This window comes from Mycobacterium sp. M26 (genome assembly GCF_001494595.1).
Lineage (GTDB): Bacteria > Actinomycetota > Actinomycetes > Mycobacteriales > Mycobacteriaceae > Mycobacterium.
Genome location: NZ_LN929908.1, coordinates 2,021,791 through 2,045,058 on the forward strand (window position 1 = coordinate 2,021,791; position 23,268 = coordinate 2,045,058).

At 67.7% G+C, this 23,268-nt stretch carries 20 protein-coding genes; 13 read left to right on the forward strand and 7 right to left on the reverse strand.

What is annotated here, in order from left to right:
- Positions 1 to 23 precede the first annotated feature (23 nt).
- Genes BN3385_RS18935 through BN3385_RS18955 form a run of 5 tightly spaced genes read right to left on the reverse strand, consistent with a single transcriptional unit; the run spans position 24 to position 6,191 of the window.
- Positions 24 to 1,505 carry an AMP-binding protein gene (locus BN3385_RS18935; protein ID WP_059018962.1) on the reverse strand — a complete coding sequence of 494 codons (1,482 nt, stop codon included), beginning with the start codon at positions 1,503 to 1,505 and terminating at the stop codon, positions 24 to 26.
- Entirely contained in the window at positions 1,490 to 2,272 is a 783-nt protein-coding gene (locus BN3385_RS18940; protein ID WP_059018964.1) for an SDR family NAD(P)-dependent oxidoreductase, read from the reverse strand. Before BN3385_RS18940 ends, BN3385_RS18935 begins: the two co-directional genes overlap by 16 nt.
- Positions 2,265 to 3,842 carry an AMP-binding protein gene (locus tag BN3385_RS18945; RefSeq protein WP_082690745.1) on the reverse strand — a complete coding sequence of 526 codons (1,578 nt, stop codon included), beginning with the start codon at positions 3,840 to 3,842 and terminating at the stop codon, positions 2,265 to 2,267. Before BN3385_RS18945 ends, BN3385_RS18940 begins: the two co-directional genes overlap by 8 nt.
- Positions 3,843 to 3,847: 5 nt before the next feature.
- Positions 3,848 to 4,585, reverse strand: coding sequence for a GntR family transcriptional regulator (locus tag BN3385_RS18950; RefSeq protein WP_059018967.1), 738 nt, complete (start codon positions 4,583 to 4,585; stop codon positions 3,848 to 3,850).
- A 1-nt stretch (position 4,586) separates the two neighbouring features.
- Positions 4,587 to 6,191: an NHL repeat-containing protein gene (locus BN3385_RS18955; protein ID WP_059018969.1), complete on the reverse strand. Its 1,605-nt coding sequence runs from the start codon at positions 6,189 to 6,191 to the stop codon at positions 4,587 to 4,589.
- A 182-nt stretch (positions 6,192 to 6,373) separates the two neighbouring features.
- Here BN3385_RS18955 and BN3385_RS18960 point away from each other — a divergent pair, with 182 nt between their 5' ends.
- The 10 genes from BN3385_RS18960 (at position 6,374) to dtd (ending at position 18,299) form a co-directional block, all read left to right on the forward strand.
- A complete protein-coding gene (locus BN3385_RS18960; RefSeq protein ID WP_059018972.1) occupies positions 6,374 to 7,219 on the forward strand; it encodes an SDR family NAD(P)-dependent oxidoreductase in 846 nt (281 codons plus the stop codon).
- Positions 7,219 to 8,577, forward strand: coding sequence for an aromatic ring-hydroxylating oxygenase subunit alpha (locus BN3385_RS18965; protein ID WP_059018974.1), 1,359 nt, complete (start codon positions 7,219 to 7,221; stop codon positions 8,575 to 8,577). The genes BN3385_RS18960 and BN3385_RS18965 overlap by 1 nt, the downstream gene beginning before the upstream one ends.
- On the forward strand, positions 8,577 to 10,424 hold the full coding sequence (locus BN3385_RS18970) for a flavin-containing monooxygenase (protein ID WP_059022149.1): 1,848 nt from the start codon (positions 8,577 to 8,579) through the stop codon (positions 10,422 to 10,424). Before BN3385_RS18965 ends, BN3385_RS18970 begins: the two co-directional genes overlap by 1 nt.
- Positions 10,425 to 10,511: 87 nt before the next feature.
- Complete coding sequence (locus BN3385_RS18975; protein ID WP_059018976.1) at positions 10,512 to 11,432, forward strand: SDR family NAD(P)-dependent oxidoreductase; 921 nt, start codon at positions 10,512 to 10,514, stop codon at positions 11,430 to 11,432.
- Positions 11,425 to 12,591, forward strand: a complete 1,167-nt coding sequence (locus BN3385_RS18980; protein WP_059018978.1) for a CaiB/BaiF CoA transferase family protein — start codon at positions 11,425 to 11,427, stop codon at positions 12,589 to 12,591. The genes BN3385_RS18975 and BN3385_RS18980 overlap by 8 nt, the downstream gene beginning before the upstream one ends.
- Positions 12,592 to 12,593: 2 nt before the next feature.
- Complete coding sequence (locus BN3385_RS18985) at positions 12,594 to 13,757, forward strand: acyl-CoA dehydrogenase family protein (protein ID WP_059018980.1); 1,164 nt, start codon at positions 12,594 to 12,596, stop codon at positions 13,755 to 13,757.
- Positions 13,754 to 14,650 carry an acyl-CoA dehydrogenase family protein gene (locus BN3385_RS18990; RefSeq protein WP_059018982.1) on the forward strand — a complete coding sequence of 299 codons (897 nt, stop codon included), beginning with the start codon at positions 13,754 to 13,756 and terminating at the stop codon, positions 14,648 to 14,650. The genes BN3385_RS18985 and BN3385_RS18990 overlap by 4 nt, the downstream gene beginning before the upstream one ends.
- 28 nt (positions 14,651 to 14,678) lie before the next feature.
- Positions 14,679 to 16,391 carry a thiamine pyrophosphate-binding protein gene (locus BN3385_RS18995; protein WP_059022151.1) on the forward strand — a complete coding sequence of 571 codons (1,713 nt, stop codon included), beginning with the start codon at positions 14,679 to 14,681 and terminating at the stop codon, positions 16,389 to 16,391.
- A gap of 27 nt (positions 16,392 to 16,418) precedes the next feature.
- Positions 16,419 to 17,852 carry an aldehyde dehydrogenase family protein gene (locus tag BN3385_RS19000; protein ID WP_059018984.1) on the forward strand — a complete coding sequence of 478 codons (1,434 nt, stop codon included), beginning with the start codon at positions 16,419 to 16,421 and terminating at the stop codon, positions 17,850 to 17,852.
- A gap of 15 nt (positions 17,853 to 17,867) precedes the next feature.
- Positions 17,868 to 18,299, forward strand: a complete 432-nt coding sequence (gene dtd / locus BN3385_RS19005) for a D-aminoacyl-tRNA deacylase (RefSeq protein ID WP_059018986.1) — start codon at positions 17,868 to 17,870, stop codon at positions 18,297 to 18,299.
- Here the strand turns inward: dtd and BN3385_RS19010 are convergent.
- Together BN3385_RS19010 and BN3385_RS19015 are read right to left on the reverse strand one after the other, a co-directional pair.
- Positions 18,277 to 19,614: an MFS transporter gene (locus BN3385_RS19010; protein WP_059018988.1), complete on the reverse strand. Its 1,338-nt coding sequence runs from the start codon at positions 19,612 to 19,614 to the stop codon at positions 18,277 to 18,279. The two genes, dtd and BN3385_RS19010, sit on opposite strands and share 23 nt — an antisense overlap.
- A 78-nt stretch (positions 19,615 to 19,692) precedes the next feature.
- Positions 19,693 to 20,349: a hypothetical protein gene (locus tag BN3385_RS19015; RefSeq protein WP_059018990.1), complete on the reverse strand. Its 657-nt coding sequence runs from the start codon at positions 20,347 to 20,349 to the stop codon at positions 19,693 to 19,695.
- Positions 20,350 to 20,483: 134 nt separating this feature from the next.
- On the opposite strand from BN3385_RS19015, the gene BN3385_RS19020 reads away from it, so the two are divergent.
- The 3 genes from BN3385_RS19020 (at position 20,484) to BN3385_RS19030 (ending at position 22,968) form a co-directional block, all read left to right on the forward strand.
- Positions 20,484 to 21,059, forward strand: a complete 576-nt coding sequence (locus BN3385_RS19020) for a TetR-like C-terminal domain-containing protein (RefSeq protein WP_059018991.1) — start codon at positions 20,484 to 20,486, stop codon at positions 21,057 to 21,059.
- A 79-nt stretch (positions 21,060 to 21,138) separates the two neighbouring features.
- Positions 21,139 to 21,702, forward strand: coding sequence for a hypothetical protein (locus BN3385_RS19025; RefSeq protein ID WP_059018993.1), 564 nt, complete (start codon positions 21,139 to 21,141; stop codon positions 21,700 to 21,702).
- An 81-nt stretch (positions 21,703 to 21,783) separates the two neighbouring features.
- Positions 21,784 to 22,968: a phosphatase PAP2 family protein gene (locus BN3385_RS19030; RefSeq protein ID WP_156432807.1), complete on the forward strand. Its 1,185-nt coding sequence runs from the start codon at positions 21,784 to 21,786 to the stop codon at positions 22,966 to 22,968.
- Positions 22,969 to 23,268: the final 300 nt, after the last annotated feature.

Genomic DNA, 23,268 nt, shown 5'->3' on the forward strand with positions numbered 1-23,268 from the left:
ATTCTATGCAGACGAGAATGTCGTTACCCGAGCCGGGCGCGCAGCTCGCGTTTGAGTACCTTGCCGTAGGCGTTCTTGGGCAGATCCTCGACGAAGACGTAGCGTTTGGGCCGTTTGAACCGGGCGATCCGGTCCAGCAGATGCGCATCGAGAGCCGCCTCGGAGACCGATCCGACGACGAAGGCCACCACCACCTCGCCCCACTCCTGATCAGGCGCCCCGACCACGCAGGCCTGCGCCACCCCGGGGTGTTCGAGCAGGATCTCCTCGACCTCGCGCGGGTAGATATTGCTGCCGCCGCTGATCACGACGTCCTTGGACCGGTCCCGCAACGTCAGGTAGCCGTGGGAGTCGAACGAGCCCAGATCGCCGGTGTAGAGCCAGCCGTCACGCAGTGTGTCGGTGGTGGCAGCCGGGTTGTTCCAATAGCCGCTCATGACAACGTCACCGCGACAGACGATTTCGCCGATCTGACCGACCGGGGCTGGTGTGCCGTCGGCCCCGAGTACCCGCACCTGCACCCCCGAGCGGGGATAGCCCACCGAGCCGAGCACGGCATCATCGCCTGACTCGTGATCGGCACGGCGCAGGCCGGTGATCGTCATCGGGGACTCGCCCTGGCCGTAGATCTGGGCGAAGACCGGGCCGTACGCGGCCATCGCCCTTTTCAGGCTCTCGACGTACATCGGACCGCCGCCGTAGACGATGGTCCGCAGCGCGGCCGGCCGCGGACGGCCGGTGTCGACCAGTCGCGCGATCATGGTCGGGGCCAGAAAGGCGCTCGAACCGGGATGGTGGGAACACAGGTCGAGGAACTCGCCGAGGTCGAAGGCGCCGGACGCCGGTATCACCTGGCGCGCACCGCGCAGGACGTAGGGCGCGATGTAGAGCCCGGACCCGTGCGACATCGGTGCGGCGTGGACCAGGCTGCAGTGCTCGTCGGGGTGGTCGATATCGGCCAGGTGCGCGACCGTCATCGCCATCAGGTTTCGGTGGGACAGCATGGCGCCCTTGGATCGCCCGGTGGTGCCGCTGGTGTAGAACAACCAGGCCAGTGCCGCGGGGTCGGTCGACGGCACCGCGGTGGGGGCGGCGCCCAGGCGGTCCCGGTAGCCGGGGCTGTCGATGACCTCGACGGGGGTCGCGGTCAGCGGCTGCAGGCTGGCCCCGATCTTCGGTGAGGCGAAAACCGTTGCTGCATCGCAATCCTGCAGAATCTGGTCCATCTCGCGTGGATGCAGCTTGAAGTTGATGGGCACCACCACGCACTCCGCCGCCCACACCGCGTAGAACAGTTCGACGAGTTCGGGCCGGTTCTCACTGGCCAGTGCGATCCGGGTGCCGGCCGGATAGGTCGCCCGCAGCGTGGCGGCCAGCCGTAAAGCCCTGTCCCGTAACTCGTTCCAGCTATGCATCCGGCGCTCACCGCAGAACACCGCGCCGTCGTCGCCGAACCGGGCGGCGGCCTGGTCGAGCGTGGCGAAGATGTTCACCGCGCAGTCCACTCCGAGGACAGGGCGAACTCGGAGAGGTACTTCGTAGAACTCCAGCCGCCGTCGACCACGATGGTCTGGCCGTTGATGAAGCTGCCGCCGGGGGAGCACAGGAACGCCACCGTCGAGGCGATGTCCTCCACCCGCCCGAGCCGGGGATACGGCGTCATCTCGGTGTTGATCTTGCGGAATCGCTCATCGTCGAGACGGTGCTCGACCATCGGGGTCAGCGTGACCCCCGGCGCCACGGCGTTGCACCGAATCCCTTGCGGCCCATACTGGCACGCGATGTGCGTGGTGAGCGCCGTCAGCCCGCCCTTGGCGGCCGAGTAGGCCCCGCCACGCAGGCCTCCGACGACGGCGAAGGTCGAGGTGACGTTGATGATGGCCGACCCGGACTGCATGTGTCCGATGACGTCGCGGGCCAGCCGGAACGGGGCGCGCAGCATGACACCCAGGAAGTAGTCCAGGGTGTCATCGTCGGTCTCGTGCAGCGGTTTCGGGCTGCCGACGCCGGCGTTGTTGACCAGGAAGTCGATCCGGCCCCACCGCGAGATCGCGAGATCGACGATGCGCTGCGGCGCGTCGTCCGCGGTGAGGTCCACGGCGATGGTCGCCACCCGGTCCGGATCGCCGATGGCGGCGGCCAACCCCGCCAGCCGCTCCTCGTCACGGCCGGTGCCCAGCACGGCCATCCCCATCTCGGCCAGTGCCGTCGCGCAGCCGAAGCCGATACCGCTGCTCGCGCCGGTCACGATCGCTACCTGGACATCACCCATTGTCGACCAACCTCGCTCGAATCAGATGTTTGAGAATCTTGCCGGCGTCGTTCTTGGGCAACGACTCCCAGACGGTCACCTGCTCAGGGCATTTGAACCGGGCGACCCCGGCAGCAGTGAGATACGAGCGCAGGTCGTCCACGTCCGGGCCGGGATCCTGCGCCGGGACGATGACGGCACACGCCCGTTCCCCGGTGCGTGAATCGGGCACGCCGACGATGGCGATCTCGGCGATCCCGGGATGGCCGGCCAGCAGGTCCTCGATTTCCTTGGGCGCGATGTTCTCACCGTTGCGGATGATGATGTCCTTGGCTCGTCCGGTCACGACCAGATAGTCGCGGTCGGCCCAGCGGCCCAGATCGCCGGTGCGGAAGAAGCCGTCCTCGTCGAAGGCCTCGACATCGTCGTCGGGGTGTAGGTAGCCCACCAGCATCTGGGGACCGCGGGCGCAAATCTCACCGTCGCGGTCGGGGGCCGCCTCGTGACCGACGATCCTGATGGTCGCGATACCTGCGCGGCCATCGGTGCCGGCGGCATGCTCGGGATCATCCGGGGAGCCGATCGTGGTGACCGGAACCTCGGTGGACCCGTAGACCCGGCTGACGATGGCATGCTCGAATGCGGCTGTGGCCCTTCGGATCAGGGTCGGTGAGACCGAGGCGCCACCGCAGATGAACACCTTCAGGGTGGGCAGGCGGGTACCGGCCTGCCCGGCCGCGGCCAGGATCTGCTCGAGGAACGGGGTGGCACCGGCCATGTGGGTACAGCGTTCGGATTCCAGCAGTGCCACCGCGGCCCGTGCATCCCAGCGCTCCATCAGCACTGCCGTCGTCCCGAGCAGGACGGGGCATTCGAAGGCGTAGATCGAGCCACCGATGTGCGCGATCGGCGAGGGCACCAGGAAGCGATCTCCGGGGTCGACCAGCCAATGCCTGCCGATCTGGCAGATCAGGGCGTGGATCGAGTTATAGCTGTGCAGAACACCTTTTGGCCGGCCCGTGGTGCCCGACGTGTAGAGCAGCATGCGAACCGAATCGGCGTCCACCGCGGGGAACACCGCAGGCGCCGCGGTGGCCGCCAGGTCCTCGAATGCCGACTGGCCGTCCACCGGCTGGCCGCGGAGCACCACCACCTCCGGTGGCGCAGCCAGTCCGGCGGTGACCCGCTCCAGCATGGCCGCGTAGTCGTATCCGGCGAACTGCGCGGGGATGACGATCATCCGGACGTCGGCGTCGGCGAGGATGAACGCCAGCTCGCGGTCCCGCAGCGAGGGCAGGATGGGATTGACCACCATCCCGGCCAGGGTGGCGGCGTGGTAGACGATGGCGGCCTCATGCCAGTTCGGCAGCATGAACGACACCACCGAACCGACCGGGATGCGGGTCAGCATGGCGCCGGCCAGTGCGGCGGCCCGCTGGTAGAGACTCTGGCAGTCCAGTCGCACCGCACCGTCGACCAGAACCTCACGGTGCGGAGTCTCGGTGGCCGCCGCGCGCAGGGCGGCGCCGAGCGTCTCGGACACCCACAGCCCGTCGGCATAGGCCTGCTCCGCCAGCGAGGAACTCCGCACCACGGCTAGGGCCGCACCCGTCGCATCGTCATCGAATGCCGGAACCGCGACGCCGGGTGGGTGTTGACGGTCACCTGGGCGATCTCGTCATCGGAGGTGGTGTAGGTGCGTTGCATCTGCAGTGCGGGGGACCCGGCCGGCACCCGCAGAACCGCGGCCAGGTGCGGGGAGATCTGCACTGCGGCTATCTCCTGATGCACCTCGACGACGCTGATCCCGAATAGATCCTCCAGCAGCGGGAAGATCGGCCCGGTGTGGTTCTGCAGCATCCGGCCCACGGCGGCGAACGACCGGTTGATGTAGTACTCGGTGTGGCACACCGGCGACGGGGAATCCTCGGCCTGCCGTACACCTTCGACGGCAAGCCACTGTTGCCCGACCGCCAGGCCGGTGCGCTCGGCGATGTCGGCGTCGATGGTGACCATCGATGTCGAGGCGATGGCGAACCGCGCACCCGTGGCGAAGGCCAGCAGGTCGTTGATCGACACCACATCCTGGGCGTAGGCGTGCGAGGCGGGTCGGGGCACCACCATGGTGCCCGCGCGGGGGCGGGACGTGACGAGATTGTCATCACGCAGCCGGCGCAGGGCCTCCCGCACGGTGTACCGGCTCACCGAGAATCGTTGGCACAGTTCGTGTTCGGTGGGTAGCTGGGAGCCAACCGGGTAGATGCCGTCGACGATGTCCTTGCGCAGGGCGCGGGCGACCTGAATGTAGCGGTGATCTCCGGCAGGCTGAGTCATGTCAGCCCTGCCTGCGGATGGCCAGGACGCTGCCCTCGGCGTCGGCGGAGAGGTAGATCGTCCCGTCGGCGCCGGCGGCGATCCCGGTGAAGGGGCCCTGCGGGCCGGAGAACGGCGGCATCCCCAGCAGGGGCTTGGGCGTCACACCGGGCGGGGCGCCCACCGGCAGCCCGGAGGCCACGACCTTCCGTCGGCCGCTGTCGAGGTCCACCTCGATGAGGGACTTGGCACCGGCGTCGACCACGTACAGGAGTCCGTCGAGCACCAGAATGCCGTGCGGGCAGGACAAGTCGTCGATCACGGTCTCGGTGCGCGCTGCGGTAACCCGGCTGACGCGTCCCGCCCCGGACTCCGATACCAGTGCCGATCCATCCGGCGCCACGCTCACTCCGACCGGGATGTCCAGCTGGTCGGCCAGCACCTCGACGTGGCCGGCCGATATCGACAGCAGTCGCCCAGCACCCTGCTCGACGGCCAGCACCGGGCCGCCCGGCGTCGCGCTGACTCCGTACAGCTGATCGAAACCCTCAGCGAGGACGGCACTTTCGCCCTTTCCGGGCCAGAACCGGGCCACCTGTCCGCTGGACGTGGTCACGGTGAATTCGCCATCACCGGATGTGCACAGGCCTCTGGTGTAGCCGGGAAAGCCGGGGGTGAACAGCATGCCGACGGGCGTGACCGTACCGTCAGCGAGCAGGGCGTGCAGGTAGGGGCCGTCGGCGATGTACAGCAGGCCGTCGGATCCGACGGTCAGGTCCAGCGGCCAGTTGAAACCACCCGGTAGCAGGGAACGGGTGGTGCCGTCGGCGAGGATCTCGGTGATCTCGCCGGAGAAGTTGGAGACCAGCAGGCGACCGTCGGCGAAGGTCAGGTTGTCCAGGCCGGGATACAGCTGGGCCAGCACGGTGGTGTCCCCGTTGCGCGGATCGATGCGCAGCACCTGCCCGGTATGGGCCTGGGTGGAGACGATGAACCCGTCGCCGTCGAACTTCACCGAATCGGGCACGCCCAATCCGGTGGCCACGGTCTGGGCCGGACCGCCGTCGGGATCGATGCGCCAGATCTCGTTGGCGCCCATCACCGGGAAGTAGAGCAACCCGTCTGGGCCCACCTCCATGGCATTGGGCATCGGGACGTCCTCCAGCAGCACCCGCGGCGGGCCACCGGCCAGGTCCAATTCGAGGATGCGTCCACCGGGCCGGCACTCGCCGATGAAAAGCCGGCCGCGGTGGATCGTGATGCCGTTGGCGACCGGCAGGTCATCTCGCAGCACGCGGCTGCGACCGGCCGGGTCCAGGACGGCGACCCGGCCGTTGAGCACCTCGGTGGCATACAGGTTGCCTGCCGCGTCGAAGGCGATGTCGTCGGGCGCGACGATGTCGCTGCCCTTGGCGCTGACGGTGGCCAGACCGCCGGTGGCCAGATCCAGTGCGCTGATCTGGCTGCCGCTGACCTGGGCGATGTAGACGCGGCCGTCGGGACCGGTGCGCAGGCCGTTGGCGCCGAAGAGCCGGCTGGGGGAGGTGGCGCGCTGGACGCTCCACCCCGGTGCCGGGGTCGCGGCCGTCGCCGCGGCGAACCGGCTGTCCTGCACTGACATCGTCATCGGTGGCGAGACCCTCCTCCGGACTGTTCCGCCTGGACGGTATCAAGGTCAACTAGTCCAGACAATAGCGCCGAAAAGTCCGAATCATCCCCTTGACCGCGATATAACTGCTGCGGAATGATGTTCTCCATTCGGCAGAGTCATGATGTTGGTCCGGACAAATCGGCGAGCGAAAGTGGGTCATGGCAGATCTCCTGAGCCTTGACGGTCGCATCGTCGTGGTCTCGGGCGCTGGTGGCGGGGGGATCGGGACCACGGTCACCGAGATGGCCGCCCGCGCCGGGGCGACAGTGCTCGCGGTCAGTCGATCCGCCGACAACCTGGCCGAGCACATCGGACCGTTGGTGGACGCGGGGTTGCCGGTGGTGCCGGTGGCCGCCGATGCCGGCACCGATGACGGGATCGCGACAGTCCTGGCCGCGGCGCGGGAGTGTCCCGGCCGGTTGTACGGCCTGGTCAACATCGCCGGCGGAGCCGCCCCGTCGACATGGATGCCTGCCACCCGCGTCACCCGATCCGACTGGCGCGAGTTGTTCGCCGCCAACCTCGAGACGATGTTCTTCATGAGCCAGGCGGTGGCCGCCGAGATCCGGGCAGCCGGCGGTCCCGGGTCCATCGTGTCAGTGTCCTCGATCAGCGGGATGAACACCGCACCCTTCCACATCGCCTACGGCACAGCGAAAGCCGCGATCGTTGCCGCGACCCGCACCATGGCACTGGAGCTGGCGCTGGACAACATCCGGGTCAATGCGATCGCTCCCGGCGTGACCGAAACCGAGGCCTCGCGCACCTACGTCGAGCCGGACCCGCAGCGCGACGCCGCTGCCATCGCCATGGGCCGCCGCGGCCACCCGCAGGAGCAGGCCGGTCCGATCCTGTTCCTGCTGTCAGACCTGGCGAGCTACATCACCGGCCAAACCCTGCTCGTCGACGGCGGATTGGACCTGAAGTGGAGCCATCTGGGCGCCGATAACACCTCGCTGTTCCTGAAGGACGACGCCTTCAGACAAGCCATCCGGAGGATCTGATGGACGACGAACTCGGTGAACCGATGACGGTGCCGGTCCAGGCCTACATCTCGCCGGAGTACGCCCGCGCCGAGCGCGACCGGTTGTGGCGCAAGGTGTGGCAGCAGGTCGGCCGCGTGGAGGAGCTGCCCGAGGTTGGCGGCTACCTGACCTATGACATCCTTGACGATTCGATCATCATCGTACGAACGGGCCCAACGGAATTCGCTGCCCATCACAACGTGTGCATGCATCGGGGCCGTCGGCTGGTCGACGTCCCGGCCGGGGCCCGCAACGCCGTCGGGCGGGCCCGGAAGTCCTTCGTCTGCGGATTCCACGGCTGGACATACGGGTTGGACGGCTCCTGCACCCACATCCGGGAAGAGGCCGACTGGAAAGGCGCGCTGACGCCGGCCAACACCCACCTGCGGCCGGTCGCCGTCGACACCTGGGGCGGCTGGCTGTGGATCAACATGGATCCCGATTGCGAACCGCTGGCCGACTATCTGCACCCCGCCGCGAAGATCCTGGACCCGTTCGGGCTGGAGAACATGCGGTGCAAATGGCGCAAGTGGCTGCAGTTCGACTGCAACTGGAAGGTCGCCCTGGAGGCCTTCAACGAGACCTATCACGTGTACACCACCCATCCGGAGTTCAACCGGTTCGGCGAGTTCAAGGGCTGGGCCCGGGCGCAGGGCAAGCACAGCAACATCGGCTACGACGCGCCCGAGGAGATGGCCGAGACCCAGTCCAAGATCAGGCTGGGCACCGGTGATCCGCGCATCTCGACCGCGGAGATGCAGGTGTACACGATGGAGGAAACCAACGCGACCACCACCCAGACGTTGGTGAACGCCGCCCTGCGCCTGGTCGACGAACTCCCCGAGGGCACCCCGGCGGACAAAGTGCTCGAACACTGGCTGGCCTCGGCGCGCCGCGATGACGCCGCCCGCGGAGTGATCTGGCCGGAGATTCCGCCCGACGTGCTCGGGCAGAGTGGGACGGCCTGGCAGATCTTCCCGAACTTCCAGATCGGCCAGGGCCTGACCAGCGCGCTGTGCTACAGCGCGCGACCCGATCCCGGGTACAACCCGGACAGGTGCATCTTCGAGGCGGCCGTCTACGAGCTCTACCCGAAAGGCCAAGAGCCGCAGACAGAGTGGGAGTACACCCCGGTCGGCGATCCGCGGTGGCGCAGCGTCCTGCCGCAGGACTTCTCCAATATGGCAGCCGTGCAACAAGGCATGAAGTCGATGGGATTTCCGGGCACCATGCCCAACCCGTACCGCGAGCGCAGCACGGTGAACCTGCACTACCAGTTGTCCAGGTACATGGGCGCCGGGGAACCCCGCGCGCTCGGCGAGGAGGGTGGCCAGTGATCCCGGACTGCGGGCCCACCGATGTACCGCAGGACGTCGACATCGACGCGCTGCGCGAGAAGTACCGGTTGGAACGGGAGAAGCGGCTGCGCCGGGAAGGCTCCGCACAGTATCTGGAGCTTTCCGGCGAGTATTCGGACTTCTACGAGGTGGACCCCTACACGCCTGCGCCGGAACGTGATCCGATCGCCGAGGACGCCGATGTGGTAGTGCTCGGCGGGGGGTTCGCCGGACTGCTGGCCGGGGCGTATCTGAAGAAGGCCGGTGTTGAGGGCGTCCGGATGATCGAGATGGCCGGCGACTTCGGCGGGGTCTGGTACTGGAACCGGTTTCCCGGAATCCAGTGTGACAACGACTCCTACTGCTACATCCCGATGCTGGAGGAACTCGGCTTCATGCCGAGCAAGAAGTACGCCGACGGCGCCGAGATCTTTGCGCACTGCCGCAATATCGGCAAGCACTTCGGGCTCTACGACGGCGCGCTGTTCTCCACCCAGGTGCGCGAACTGCGCTGGGATTCCGCGCTGAACCGCTGGCGCATCAGCACCGACCGGGGCGACGATATCCGGGCCCGGTTCGTGGTGATGGCGCAGGGCTCCTACAACCGGCCCAAACTGCCTGGTATCCCGGGCATCGACACGTTCCGGGACGCCGGCGGTCACGTGTTCCATTCGGCCCGCTGGGATTACGACTACACCGGCGGCGACGCCAGCGGCGGATTGACCAAGCTCGCGGATAAGCGGGTCGCCCTGGTCGGCACCGGAGCCACCGGTGTCCAGCTGGTCCCGCACCTGAGCCGGGACGCCCAGCAGCTCTACGTGTTTCAGCGCACCCCCTCCTCGGTGGATGAGCGGGCCAACACCCCTACCGACCCGGACTGGGCCCGTTCGCTACAGCCCGGCTGGCAGGATGAGCGCAAGCGCAACTTCCACAACTGGTCGCCGTTCGTCGGCGTGGTCTTCGGCGAACCGGATCTGGTGTGCGACTTCTGGACGGAACTGGGCCGCAACGTCACCGCGCGGATCGGGGCCAGCGAGAACCCCGCGGCGCTGGGCGTCGAGGAGATCATGGCCATCCGGGAGGAGGAGGACTACAAGATCATGGAGCGCCTGCGTCGGCGCATCGCGGGCATCGTGACCGATGCGCGGACGGCTGAGGCGCTCAAGCCGTACTACCGGTTCATGTGCAAACGGCCCTGCTCGAGCGAGGATTACGTGCCGGCGTTCAACCGGCCGAATGTGACGCTGGTCGACGTGTCAGCGGCCAAAGGGGTGGAACGGCTGACAGAGAAGGGCATCGTCGCCAACGGCACCGAATACGAGGTCGACTGCGTGATCTTCGCCAGCGGATTCGAGATCTCCACCGAGATCAGCCGGCGTTACGCCATCGACGTCATCGAAGGCCGCGACGGGCTGTCGTTGTTCGACCACTGGAAGGACAGTTACAAGACGCTGCACGGGATGACCAGCCGGGGTTTTCCCAACCAGTTCTTCACCGGTTTCATCCAGGGCGGGGTCTCGGCCAACACCACCGCGATGTTCGAGCAGCAGGCTCAGCACATCGCCTACATCATCGCCGAGGCGCAGAACCGGGGTGCGGTCACCGTCGAACCCAGCAGCGCGGGCCAGGACAACTGGATCAGGACCGTCCGCAACCTGTCAATTGACAACTCCGCCTTCGAATTGTCCTGCACTCCGGGCTATTACAACAATGAGGGCCGGGGCGGGTCCGAGGGCAACGCCTCGTTCCTGGGGGACTTCTACACACCGGGCTTCTACGCGTTCGACGACCTGCTGGCGCAGTGGCGTGCCGCCGGCGACCTCGACGGTCTGGAGCTGAGGAGTTGACGGGCTGGGTCGCGACAGTAACCTCACGGCGGAAAATCCGGCCAATCTCCGCCGTGAGGTTACTGTCGGCGGGGGTAGGGCTGGCCGATGGCTGACCTGAGGTTCGACGGCCGGGTGGCCGTGATCACCGGCGCCGGCCGCGGACTCGGCCGCCAGTACGCCCTGCTGCTCGCCGCCAGGGGAGCAGCCGTGGTGGTCAACGACAGCGGAGCCGGCCTGGCCGGTGACGGTGCCGACACCGCCCCCGCACACCAGGTGGTCGAGGAGATCCGCGCCGCCGGTGCAACGGCGATCGCCAGCACCGAGTCGGTGGCCACCGCCGCCGGCGGCGCTGCCGTTGTCGCCGCCGCGCTGGAACACTATGGGCGGGTGGACATCCTGATCCACAACGCGGGCATCGTGCGCCGCGCCCCGCTCTCGGAGATGACCGAGACAGACTTCGACACCGTGCTCGACGTACACCTGCGCGGTGCCTTCCACGTGTTGCGCCCCGCCTTCGCCACGATGTGCGAGGCGGGCTACGGCCGGGTGGTGCTGACCTCGTCGATCGGCGGACTGTACGGCAATCACGGGGTGGCCAGCTACGCGGCGGCCAAGGCCGGGATCATCGGCCTGTCCCACGTCGCCGCCCTCGAGGGGGCGCCGCACAATGTGACCTCCAACGTCATCGTCCCCGGCGCGCTGACCAGGATGGCCGAGGGGATCGACACCTCGGCCTACCCGCCAATGGGACCCGAGCTCGTCGCTCCGGTGGTGGGCTGGCTCGCACACGAAACCTGTTCGATCACAGGCGAACTACTGGCTGCGATCGCCGGGCGGGTGGCCCGGGTGGTGGTCGCCGAGACGCCGGGTGTGTACCAGCCGGCCTGGACAATCGAGGGTGTCGCGCAGCGGATCGACGAGATCTGCGACGCCACTGCGCCACTGATCTTCCCGGTGGTCCCCGCCGGTCACAACGACCACATCGGCTACAGCTTCGCGATGGCAGGCGGGGGCGGGGATGTCTGAGACCTCTGGTGGCGGACCGTTGGCCGGGGTGCGGGTGGTGGACCTGACCGCGATGGTGATGGGGCCCTACTGCACACAGATCCTGGCCGATATGGGCGCCGACGTCATCAAGATCGAACCGCCGCAGGGTGATGACACCCGCTACGTCTCCGTCGGTCCCGCACCGGGAATGAGCGGTGTGTTCGTCAACGTCAACCGCGGTAAGCGCAGTGTGGTGCTCGACCTGCGCAGTGACGAGGGCAGGGCGGCGTTGCGGGCACTGATCGCCGAGGCCGATGTGTTCATCCATTCGATGCGCTCCAAGGCGATCACCCGGCTCGGTTTCGGCTACGACGACGTTACCGCCCTCAACCCGTCGATCGTCTACACCAACTGCTACGGCTATGGGAGGCGTGGTCCCGAGTGCGACCGGCCCGCCTACGACGACACCATCCAGGCCGAATGCGGGCTGCCCGCTGTGCAGAAGGAGCTGACCGGTGAGGCCAACTACGTGGCCTCGATCATCGCCGACAAGGTGGCCGGACTGACCGCCGTGTACGCCACGATGATGGCGCTGTTCCACCGCGAGCGCACCGGCGAGGGGCAGGAGGTGGAGGTCGCGATGTTCGAAACGATGGCCTCCTTCATCCTCGTCGAGCACGCGAACGGGGCGATGTTCTCACCGCCGCTGGGCCCGGCCATGTATCACCGGACCATCGCGCCCAACCGCAAGCCCTATCGCACCAAGGACGGTTATCTCTCGGCGCTGATCTACAACGACAAGCACTGGGCCAGTTTCGTCGAGGCGGTGCGCCCGGACTGGAACAACGAGCGGTTTGCGACGCTGGAGGCACGCGCCGCCGAGATCGACACCATCTACGGGCTGGTGGCGCAGACGATGACCGAACGCACCACCGCCGAGTGGCTGGACCTGTTCGTACGCCTGGAGATTCCGGCGGCGCCGCTGAACACGCCCGAGGAACTGTTCGGCAACGAACATCTCAACGCTGTCGGCTTCTTCGAGACGGTGGACATGCCGCACGGCACCGCCCGCCTGCCGGGTATCCCCACCTGGTTCTCCCGTACCCCGGGCCACATCAGGGGCGGCGCCCCGCAGTTGGGCGCCGACACCGAGGCCGTGCTCGCCGAACTGGGCCTGGCCGAGGCGGACCTGACGTGAGCATGGACTTCGACATGGGGCCGGCGGCCGCGGCGCTGCGCACCGAACTGCGCGCGCTCATCGCCGAGCACGTGCCGCCGACCTTTCTTGGCGCCTTCACCGACAATCCCGCGGATCTTGCGGTCGCACAGCAGTTCTGCCGCACGTTAGCCGAGAAGGGTCTGCTCTGCCTGGCCTGGCCGGAGGAGTTCGGCGGGCGCGGCGCCTCGGTATGGGAGCAGACCGTGGTGCGCGAGGAGATGTGGGCGCATCACGAACCGCGCGGCGCGCAGTACATGGGCGTCAACTGGGTCGGTCCGACACTGATGCGGTACGGCACCGACGAGCAGCGCCGCCGGCATCTGCCGCCGATCGCGGCCGGTGAGGTGATCTGGTGTCAGGGCTTCTCCGAACCCGAGGCGGGCTCGGATCTGGCGTCGCTGCGCACCACGGCACGCCGGGCCGCAGATGGTTCAGACGGCTGGCTGATCAGCGGCCAGAAGATCTGGACCTCGTACGCGACCATGGCGCAGTGGTGCTTCCTGCTGGCCCGAACCAGCAGGGGCGAGAAGAAGCAGCAGGGGCTCAGCATCTTTCTGGTGCCGATGAGCGACCCCGCCATCGAGGTGCGGCCGATCCGGTCGATGATGGGTCCGCACCACCTCAATGAGGTGTTCTTCGACAACCTGCGGGTCACCGAGGCTGATCTGCTCGGCCCCCTCGACGGTGGCTGGTCGATCGTGCAGGACGTACTGTCGTTCGAGCGGGTCGGGATCGCGAGATATGCCCGCTGCGAACGACTTCTGATGCTTGCCCCCGAGGTGCTCGGTGATCGCTGGGAGCGGGTTCCCGAAGAGCTGCGCGGCCGCTGGGCCCGGATGTTGACCCATTGCCGGCGAGCCCGCCTGCTGGCCTATCGAGTGGTGGCACTGCAGACCAGTGGGCGCATCCAGCCCGCTGATGCCGCCGGCTACCGCATCGCGGTGACCCGGCTGGACCAGGACAGTGCCGAGGTGTTGATGGAGATCATCGCCACCGTGCCCCGTGATGATGAGACGAGCCGGTATTTCCGGGCCGAGGTTGAAGACCATTGGCGCTACTCGCAATCGGCGACCGTGGCGTCGGGCAGCATCGAGATGCAGCGCATCCTGATGTCGCGAGCCCTGCTCGGAGGCGGCCGGCGATGAAGCTCGAACTCTGCGATGACGCCGTCGAATTCGGCCGCCAGGCGCTGCGGGCGTTCGACGCCGCCGGCGGCGACGAGCTGGTTGCGCGGGCCGAAGCCGCGCCGGGGGAGCGCGCCGCCCTGGTGGCCCCGGTGCTGGCCGAACTCGGTGCGTGGGATCTGGAGGTGCGCAGCGATCCCGACTCGCGGGAGGCGGCCGCGGCACTGTGCCGAAGCGCCGGGTACTGGGCGTTGCCCTACCCGCTGGCCGAACGCCTGGCCCGGCCCGTCGACCTTGACGTGGACGGCCTCATCGTCATCTCGGACACCCCGGAGGGTGCGGTGGCCGGACTCGACAACCGTTGGGCTGCCGTCACTCTCGACGGACACCGCGGTATCGCGACGCCCGGCCGCACCGGTGGCCCGGCCTTCATCACGACGCTGGACGTGGCCCCGCTGGACACCGACGGTGCTGCCGACGTGGCCCTCGGCCTGATCCTGCCGTGCTGGACGCTGCTGGGCATGCTCGACCGCGCCATCGAACTCACGATCGCGCACATCACCCTGCGCCAGCAGTTCGGCCAGCCCCTCTCGGCATTCCAGGGGGTGCAGTTCCAGCTCACCGAGGCCGAGGTGGAACGCAGCGGGTGCGAGATCCTGGCCAAGCATGCGCTGTGGACGCTGGACACCGATGACGCGCTGGCCCTTCGGATGGCCGCGATCGACGCCGCCGACGTGGTGTTCCGGGTCTGCCACCAACTGCACGGCGCGGTCGGCTTCTGCGACGAGACGACACTGTCGTGGCTCTCGCGCTACAGCCAGCCGCTGCGGCGGCTGCCATTCGGCCTGTCGGCCACCAGAACTCAGCTGACCCGCCGCCTCGGCAGGCGAGGGCTGACGGGGCTCTATTCGTGACGCAGATCGACAACAGGAGACGATGACGATGGCGGTACCGGTCTACACACGCATTCTCGACCTCTTCGAGGCCGAGGGAGTACGCACGCTGTTCGGCATCCCCGACCCCAACTTCGTGCACATGTTCACCGAAGCCGACGCCCGCGGGTGGTCGGTGGTGGCACCCCATCATGAGCTCAGCGCGGGTTTCATGGCCGAGGCGGCATCGCGGATGACTGGCGCGCCCGGGTTGTGCATCGGCACGCTCGGCCCGGGGATGGCCAATATGGCCGGTGCGATCCAGTGCGCGCTGGTGGAGAACTCGCCGGTGATCTTCCTCGGTGGGCAGCGTGCTCGCATCACCGAACGCCGGGTACGCCGCGGCCGCATCCAATTCGTCGCGCAGGAGCCACTGGTCGCGCCGTCGGTGAAGTTCCACAGCTCGATCGAGTACGCCGACCAGACCGACGAGATCATCCGCGAGGCCATCCGTCAGGCCATGTCCGGCACCCCGGGCCCGGCCTATGTCGAGTTCCCGTCCCACGTCATCCTCGAGGAGCTGGACGTCCCGGACCCGTTGCCGCCCAGCGTCTATCGACTCGTCGCCCAGGGTGCCGGCAGCCGCGAGATCGCCGAGGCCGCCGATCTGATCCGCGCGGCGAGCAACCCGGTGCTCTTGGTCGGTCATGGTGTGCACACCTCGCGGACCCAGGATGCCGTCCGCCAGCTGGCCGAGCTGATGGCGTGCCCGGTGATCCAGACCTCTGGCGGCACATCGTTCATCCCCGGCCTGCAGGACCGGACCTTCCCGTACCTGTTCTCCCCGGCGGCCAACGACGCCGTCGAGGAGTCCGATCTGTGTGTGGCGCTGGGGACCGAACTCGGTGAACCCATGCACTACGGCCGCACCCAGCACTGGGCTGCCAACAACGCCACCCGTAAGTGGGTCTACGTCGAGCAGGACCCGGCCGCCATCGGCGTCAACCGGCCGGTCGACGTGGCACTGGTCGGCGATCTGCGCGGCGTGGTGCCGCAACTGGTGGAGGCGCTGCGGGACAGCCCGCGCACCCCCTCGCCGAAGCTGGCCGCACTGATCGAGGCCGACGCCGCCGAACTGGCGCGGGTGGCCGAGGAAGCCCCGACCGGCCGCACCCCAGTGCACCCGGCGCGCTACGTCGTCGAGGCCACCAAGGCCTTCAACGATCTCGACGACGGCATCCTGGTCCGCGACGGCGGCGCGACCGTGATCTTCCAGTGGACCTACTCGCAGACAAAACCCCGCGACGTCATCTGGAATCAGAACTTCGGGCACCTCGGCACTGGCCTGCCCTATGCGGTGGGCGCTTCGGTGGCCGAGGGCGGTAACCGCCCGGTCATGCTGCTGACCAGTGACTCGGCGTTCCTGTTCCACATCGCCGAGCTGGAGACGGCGGCCAGGCTCAACCTGCCGCTGGTGTGCGTGGTCGGCGTCGACCACCAGTGGGGGCTGGAGGTCGGCGTCTACAAGCGGACCTTCGAGCAGCCCTCACCCCAGCCTGGGGTGCACTGGAGCAAGGATGTCCGAATGGACCGGATCGCCGAGGGTTTCGGCTGCTATGGCGAGTACGTGGAGAAAGAGGAGGAGATCGGTCCGGCGATCGCCCGCGCGTACGCCAGCGGCAAGGTCGGCGTGGTGCATGTGTGCATCGACCCCAAGGCCAACTCCGAGGAGATGCCGAAGTACGACCGATTTCGAACGTGGTATGCCGAAGGCACCCAGTAAAAACCCGCGCGATGACAGGATGGCCCCATGCGTGATTACTTGAAGTTCTACATCGACGGACAGTGGGTGGACCCGGTCGAGCTGCGCACGCTCGACGTCGACAACCCCACCACCGAACAGGTCGGCGGCAAGATCGCACTCGGCTCCAGCGCCGACGTGGACAAGGCGGTCAAGGCCGCCCGCGCCGCCTTCGCCAGCTGGTCGGTGAGCACCAAGGAAGACCGCCTCGACGTGCTGCAGGCGATCCTCGACCAGTACCAGAAGCGGGCGAAGGACCTCGCCGACGCGGTGCACGAGGAGATGGGCGCACCACCGTCGCTGGCCGCCGGCCCGCAGGTGATGATGGGGCTGGGCCACCTGTCCACCGCCATCGACGTGTTGAAGAACTTCAGCTTCGAAGAGCAGCGCGGCGAGACCATGGTGGTCAAGGAGCCGGTCGGGGTGTGCGGGCTGATCACTCCGTGGAACTGGCCGATCAACCAGATCGCCTGCAAGGTGTTCCCGGCGCTGGCCGCCGGCTGCACCATGGTGCTCAAACCGTCCGAGGTCGCCCCCTACTCGGGCCAGATCTTCACCGAGATCATGGACGCTGCCGGTCTGCCCGCCGGCGTCTACAACATGGTGTTCGGCGACGGGCCCGGCGTCGGCGTCGCGCTGTCCAGCCACCCCGGCATCGACATGGTGTCGTTCACCGGATCGACGCGGGCCGGTATCGAGGTGGCCCGCAACGCCGCCCCGACCGTCAAGCGGGTCAGCCAGGAACTCGGCGGCAAGAGCCCGAACATCGTGCTCGATGACGAGGCCTTCGGTCAGAGCGTGGCCGCCGGTGTCGCGGTGATGATGATGAACTCCGGACAGAGCTGTAACGCCCCGTCGCGGATGCTGGTGCCGAACTCACGGATGGACGAGGCCGTCGCCGTGGCGAAGGCCACCGCCGAGGGTGTCAAGGTCGGCGACCTGTCCGACAGCTCGGCGATCGGGCCGGTGGCCTCCCGGATGCAGTTCGACAAGGTGCAGGGGCTGATCGAAAAGGGCATCGCCGAAGGCGCGACGGTGGTCGCCGGCGGCCCGGGCCGGCCCGAGGGACTGACCACGGGGTATTACGTGCGCCCGACCGTGTTCGCCGGGGTGAACAACGAGATGACGATCGCCCGCGAGGAGATCTTCGGCCCGGTGCTGTGCATCCTCGGCTACGACGACCTGGACCAGGCCGTCGAGATCGGCAACGACACCGACTACGGCCTGTACGGCTACGTCTCCGGCGCCGATCTGGATCAGGCCCGGGCGCTGGCCAAGCGGATCCGCGCCGGCGCGGTCACCATCAACCACGCCTTCGACATCAAGGCGCCGTTCGGTGGCTACAAGACCAGCGGCAACGGCCGGGAGTGGGGCGAAGACGGTTTCACCGACTTCCTGGAGACCAAGGCCATCCTCGGCTACGCACCGGCCGGTTCGGAGTAGTTAGCATCAGCGCCTATGCGGGTGCTGGTGCAGCGGGTCACGTCGGCCTCGGTGTCGGTGGGTGGTGAGGTGGTCGGAGCGATCCGGCCCGAGAGTCAGGGTCTGCTGGCCCTGGTCGGCATCACCCACACCGACACCGGGGACACGGCCACTCGGATGGCCGAAAAGCTTTGGCAGCTCAGGATTCTCGACAATGAGAAGTCTGCTGCCGACGTCGGCGCACCGATCTTGGTGATCAGTCAGTTCACGCTGTACGCCAACACCACCAAGGGCCGCAGGCCGACGTGGAACGCAGCCGCGCCCGGCGCGGTGGCCGAACCGCTGGTGGCGGTGTTCGCCGACACGCTGCGGACACTGGGTGCCGAGGTGGCGACCGGGCGCTTCGGTGCCGACATGAAGGTCCAGCTGGTCAACGACGGACCTGTCACGGTGATGCTGGAGCTGTGAGGCCGTCCGGTGTCGGAGAGCCGAGTGCGTGTAGCGGTCGGGCAGCGGTTTCGCGCAACGTCAGCACCGCGACGAGGGACACCACCGCGGCGACCGTGAGATAGATGCCCGCGGCGTAGTCGTTGCCGGTGTTGGCAGCCAGCAGCGTCACGACATACGGCGTGGTGCCGCCGAACACCGCGACCGAGACGTTGTAGCCGACCGACAGGCCGCTGTAGCGCACCCGGGTGGCGAACTGCTCGGTGGCGGTGACCAGGGAGACCGAGACGAAGATCGATTCGAACGCCGCCAGCAGGAGGTAGGCGGTGAGCGCGGCGGCCAACGACCCGGAGTTCAGCAGCAGAAAGCCCGGGTAGGCCAGCACCGCGAAGGCCACCGCACCTGTCATCAGCAGGGGCCGTCGCCCGATCCGGTCGGAGAGCGCGCCCAGGGGCAGGACCAGCGCCAGCATCACCACGCAGGCCAACGTCAGCGCCACGAACGACACGGTCTTGGAGAAGTGCAGCGTCTTGATGAAATACGTTGGCAGATAGGTGAACACCACATAGAAGCCGACATTGTGGACCACCAGCAGGGCGATGACCCGCAGGATCGGGCCCCATGCGGTGGTGACCGCCTCCTTCAGCGGTGAGGCGGCGACGTCATCGGCGGCGGACAGCTCGGCGAACGCCGGACTGTCCTTCAACTTCGTCCGTATGTAGAGGCCCACAATGCCCAGCGGCCCGGCGACCAGAAACGGAATCCGCCAGCCGTAGTCATCCATGGCGCCGGCCGGCAGGAGGGCCTGCAGCAGGGTTACGGTCACCGCGCCGAGGAGGAATCCCAGATTGCCTGACCACACCATGTAGGCCACCACGTACCCGCGCCGGTGGTCGGGTGCGAACTCGGCGAGATAACTTGCGCCACCGCTGTATTCGCCGCCGGCGGAGAACCCTTGCAGGCACCGCAGCACCAGCAGGCCCAGCGGGGCGAACACCCCGGCGGTGGCATACGTCGGAAGCAGGCCGATCGCCAGAGTGGACCCCGACATCAGCAGGATGACGATCGCGAGCACCCGCTGGCGTCCGATGCGGTCGCCCAGAGGGCCGAAGAACAGGCCGCCCAGCGGTCGCATGAAGAAGGCGGCCGCGAAGATCGCGAACGTGTTGAGCAGGGCCGCCGTTTCGTTTCCGGGGGGAAAGAACTTCACCGAGATGAACGTGGCGAGAAAGCCGTAGATGGCAAAGTCATACCACTCCACGGCGTTTCCGATCGAGGCACCGCTGATGACCCTGCGCAGCGGTGACTCGGATGGGCGCTCGTCGGTCGGCAACATGTTCTCCCGCAGTCGAAGTCATGCGAACTGTAACGAAGATTCGCCGACTTCGACTGCGGGATAGGGTAACCGGCGCGCTTAGAAACGCATATCGCCGCTGACGCGGGTCGCGGTGACCGGGACATCATGCACAACAGTGGTCCAGGTGCCGTACTGCATCGGCGGGGCCTGCTGCATCTGCTGGTCGAGCCGCATCTGGCGGACCTGGTCGCGGTACTGCTGCTGTTGCATGGCCAGCGCGTCGGTGACCTTGTGGTCACCTGGGGCGCTGTTGTCCATGACACCGGTGATGGTGCGATCGGGGCGCACCACGTAGGAGGCGCGCGCCTCCTGCATGGTGGCGGTGTAGATACCGGCCGGCGCCGCCGCGGCGGCCGCGCTGAAGGCGTACGGGGTCTGATCACCGTTCATCGTGAGGGTTCCGCGCAACGTGCTGCCGTCGTAGTCGGCCTGGATACGGTCGGCGTACATCGACATCAGGTCAAGCTTTCCGCCGTTCTGGGTGCCGAAGAACCAGGCCTCTTCGTTGCTGCCGTTGGTGGCGTAGGCAACCACCTGCTCCTTGTCGACGGTCACCGCCAGCGTCATCGGTTCGGCGCCGGTGGCCGCCATATCGGTGACGTAGGTGGCATCCGCGGGCATGGTTGCCGCCTGCGCCTGCGGGACGGCCGGGGCCGCGAGGGCGAGTGCCAGCGCCGCGACCGCGGCGGCGATGGTGCGGTGGGTGCGCTTCATATCAGTGCTCCTTCGGAGTGGTCTTGCTCATGGGTGCCCGGCGGGTTTCGAAGCGTTACAGCCGTGTCGGTGAAATCTGTCCGGGGTACCTGGGTAAGTGGTTGTATGACGGGCGGGGTCGGGAGTGGGAACACATGCAGTCGGAATTCGTGGATCCGGGCGTACCCGAGGAGCTTCGGCGTCGGGTGTTCGAGGCCGCCTTCGACGAGCTGACCCGGTGGGGTTTGGAGCGGTTCAGCGTCGCGACGATGTGCGCACGGCACGGTATCGACGAGAAACTGGTGGCCACCTATTGGCACGACGGCCGGCGACTCGCCCTGGACACGTTGCTCAGCTGGAGCGAGGAACTGCTTCATCCGCCCGATACCGGATCGTTGCGCACCGACCTGCAGGCGCTGGCGGCGGCCGTGGCTCGTCAGGTCAATACCGACGTGGGCCGCAGCCTCATGCGGGCGATGGTGGTCGACGACCGGGCCGCGTTCACCGACGACACCCGGATGGAGTTCTGGAAGCAGCGTTTCAACGCGGTGCGCACGATCACCGACCGGGCCGCGCAACGCGGCGAACTGCGGGCCGGCGTGGATGCGCTGGCCGCCGTCCAGCTGGTCATCGCCCCGCTGAACATCCGGGCGCTCTACACCCGCGAGCCGATCGACGACGCCTACTGCCAGTCCATCGCTGACCTGGTCTGGCACGCCATCAAAAGCTGAGACGGGCCGGCCTGGCACGACCGAACTGTTACCGGTCCGCGTTCTTGCATCGACATCGGGCGTGAGAACGTAGAGGCCTATGCACACGCACACCTTTGTCACCTACGAGGAATTCGGCCGCCGGTTCTTCGATGTCGCGGTGACCGAGGAACGGGTGGCCGCCGCACTCGCCGAGATCGCCGGCGGCGAATTCGAGATGGGCCCGATGGCCCAGGGGCCGGCCGGACTGGCCAAGGTCACCGCGAAGGTGCGCATCCAGCAGCCGATCGTGCGGCGCAACGTCGGCGACACCATCACCTTCAGTATTCGCATCCCGCTGGTCATCGAACTCGTCGTCGACCTTCGGGTAGACAAGCAGCGCTTCACCGTCGACGGGGATATCGCGCTACGGGCCACCGCCAGGGCCGCCGAACCGCTGCTGCTGGTGATCGATGTGGCCAAGCCCCGGCCGTCCGATATCGCCGTGCATGTGACCTCCAAGTCGGTCCGTGGGGAGATCCTGCGCATCGTCGCGGGGGTCGATACCGAGATCCGGCGATTCGTCGCGGCCTACGTCGCCGACGAGATCGACAGTCCCGGAACGCAGCAGGCCAAGGTCATCGACGTCGCCGAAGCTGTGGCCTCGGCATGGGACGCGGACTGACCTGCCGGGTGAACCCCCGGCGAACGCGAAGTTTCGCGAATATGGGTAATCCACGACGGTGACCGGCTTAAGTGGTAACTGATGACCGCGACCCAGATCGCCGACGTGCGAAACCGCCGGCTGACGCTGCTGCGTCGCCTGGCCATCGCGGTCTGGATCGGTGTGATCGTATTTCGCACCGCCACAACCGGTTTGGCATTCAACCGCGAACTCATTCTGCTCTACATCTGTACCGGCCTGCTGGCGGCCAGTATCGGACGGCGCCAGGTGCTGCTGGTGATCCGGGACTGGTTGCCGTTCGCGCTGGTGCTGGTGGTCTATGACCTGAGCAGGGGAGCGGCCGATCTCATCGGCACGCCCACCCAGTGGGCGTGGCAGCCGGATGTGGACCGGCGGATGTTCTTCGGGTCGGTGCCCACGGTCTGGCTACAGGAGCGGCTCAAGATGCCCACCCCGCCCTGGTGGGAAGTGGTGGTCAGCACCGTCTACATGTCGTTCTTCATCCTGCCGTACGTCGTGGCCGGGGCGTTGTGGCTGCGCGACCGCGAGGTGTGGAAAGCCTTTGTGCGGCGGTTCGTGGTGCTGTCGTTCGGGGCGCTGGCGATCTACGCGGTGTTGCCGGCGGCGCCACCATGGGCGGCAGCACGCTGCCAGTCGGCGGACATCTCCGGCGGGCCTGCCGACCCGCCGTGCATGTTCCGGCCCGGGCCGGCCGCCGACGGCGGCCTATTGGGTCCGGTGGGAGCGATGCACGACGGTGCCCGGGACTGGGTGGAACGGATCTCCACCCGCGGTTTCAACACCCTGCACCTCGACGTCGCCCGTGCCCTGCTCGACGAGGGCCAGGCCAGTGTGAACCTGGTGGCGGCCATCCCGTCCCTGCACGCTGGCCTCTCGGTGATGATCGCGGCGTTCCTCTGGGGCCGGGTGGGCCGCTGGTGGCGACCCGCCCTGGCGGCTTACGTGCTCATCATGGCATTCGCGCTGGTGTACTCCGCTGAGCACTACGTCGTCGACATCCTGCTGGGGTGGGCTCTTGCGGTGCTCGTGGTGCTGGCGATCCGGCGCTTCGAACGCCGCCGGTCAGTCGCGGCGCCGCCGGGACAGGTTCAGTGGCCGTCCGACCGCCGCGAGTTGGGTGAGGACGTCCTCGACCCGGGCCCGGGGCACCTCCGCGCGCCACTCGGGCAGGCTGCCGGACAGGGTTACGGTGCCCGGCCCGAGGCTCAGATCGGTCAACGTCAGACCGCTCCCCAGTTCCGGTAACGCCACCGGGTAGGCCGGCACCCGGGTCGGCAGCCGCCAGCGACGCCGACCCAGTTGGACCACCCGCGGCTGCAGCAGCAGCGTGGTGCCGTCGACTTCGACGCCGACCTCGACCCAACCGATACCGGGGCGGCGCGCCCAGGTCAGCCGGGCCACGCCGTCCTCACCGACATGTGCGGCCAATCGCGGGAAGGTGAACCCCACCACCTCGGTGAGGGCCTGTGACGACATGTCCAGGGTGATCTCCACCGGAGCGGCGACCAGGACCGGCGGGACACCAGGCCGCACGTGCACGTTGCG

What these genes read in the sequence shown, in the direction of transcription:
- BN3385_RS18940 (WP_059018964.1), bottom strand. Translation starts at nt 2,272, where the DNA reads ATGGGTGATGTCCAGGTAGCGATCGTGACCGGCGCGAGCAGCGGTATC.
- BN3385_RS19010 (WP_059018988.1), bottom strand. Translation starts at nt 19,614, where the DNA reads ATGTTGCCGACCGACGAGCGCCCATCCGAGTCACCGCTGCGCAGGGTC.
- BN3385_RS18955 (WP_059018969.1), bottom strand. Translation starts at nt 6,191, where the DNA reads ATGACGATGTCAGTGCAGGACAGCCGGTTCGCCGCGGCGACGGCCGCG.
- BN3385_RS18975 (WP_059018976.1), top strand. Translation starts at nt 10,512, where the DNA reads ATGGCTGACCTGAGGTTCGACGGCCGGGTGGCCGTGATCACCGGCGCC.
- BN3385_RS19030 (WP_156432807.1), top strand. Translation starts at nt 21,784, where the DNA reads ATGACCGCGACCCAGATCGCCGACGTGCGAAACCGCCGGCTGACGCTG.
- dtd (WP_059018986.1), top strand. Translation starts at nt 17,868, where the DNA reads ATGCGGGTGCTGGTGCAGCGGGTCACGTCGGCCTCGGTGTCGGTGGGT.
- BN3385_RS19025 (WP_059018993.1), top strand. Translation starts at nt 21,139, where the DNA reads ATGCACACGCACACCTTTGTCACCTACGAGGAATTCGGCCGCCGGTTC.
- BN3385_RS18995 (WP_059022151.1), top strand. Translation starts at nt 14,679, where the DNA reads ATGGCGGTACCGGTCTACACACGCATTCTCGACCTCTTCGAGGCCGAG.
- BN3385_RS18990 (WP_059018982.1), top strand. Translation starts at nt 13,754, where the DNA reads ATGAAGCTCGAACTCTGCGATGACGCCGTCGAATTCGGCCGCCAGGCG.
- BN3385_RS19000 (WP_059018984.1), top strand. Translation starts at nt 16,419, where the DNA reads ATGCGTGATTACTTGAAGTTCTACATCGACGGACAGTGGGTGGACCCG.
- BN3385_RS18980 (WP_059018978.1), top strand. Translation starts at nt 11,425, where the DNA reads ATGTCTGAGACCTCTGGTGGCGGACCGTTGGCCGGGGTGCGGGTGGTG.
- BN3385_RS19020 (WP_059018991.1), top strand. Translation starts at nt 20,484, where the DNA reads ATGCAGTCGGAATTCGTGGATCCGGGCGTACCCGAGGAGCTTCGGCGT.
- BN3385_RS18960 (WP_059018972.1), top strand. Translation starts at nt 6,374, where the DNA reads ATGGCAGATCTCCTGAGCCTTGACGGTCGCATCGTCGTGGTCTCGGGC.
- BN3385_RS18950 (WP_059018967.1), bottom strand. Translation starts at nt 4,585, where the DNA reads ATGACTCAGCCTGCCGGAGATCACCGCTACATTCAGGTCGCCCGCGCC.
- BN3385_RS18985 (WP_059018980.1), top strand. Translation starts at nt 12,594, where the DNA reads ATGGACTTCGACATGGGGCCGGCGGCCGCGGCGCTGCGCACCGAACTG.
- BN3385_RS18965 (WP_059018974.1), top strand. Translation starts at nt 7,219, where the DNA reads ATGGACGACGAACTCGGTGAACCGATGACGGTGCCGGTCCAGGCCTAC.
- BN3385_RS19015 (WP_059018990.1), bottom strand. Translation starts at nt 20,349, where the DNA reads ATGAAGCGCACCCACCGCACCATCGCCGCCGCGGTCGCGGCGCTGGCA.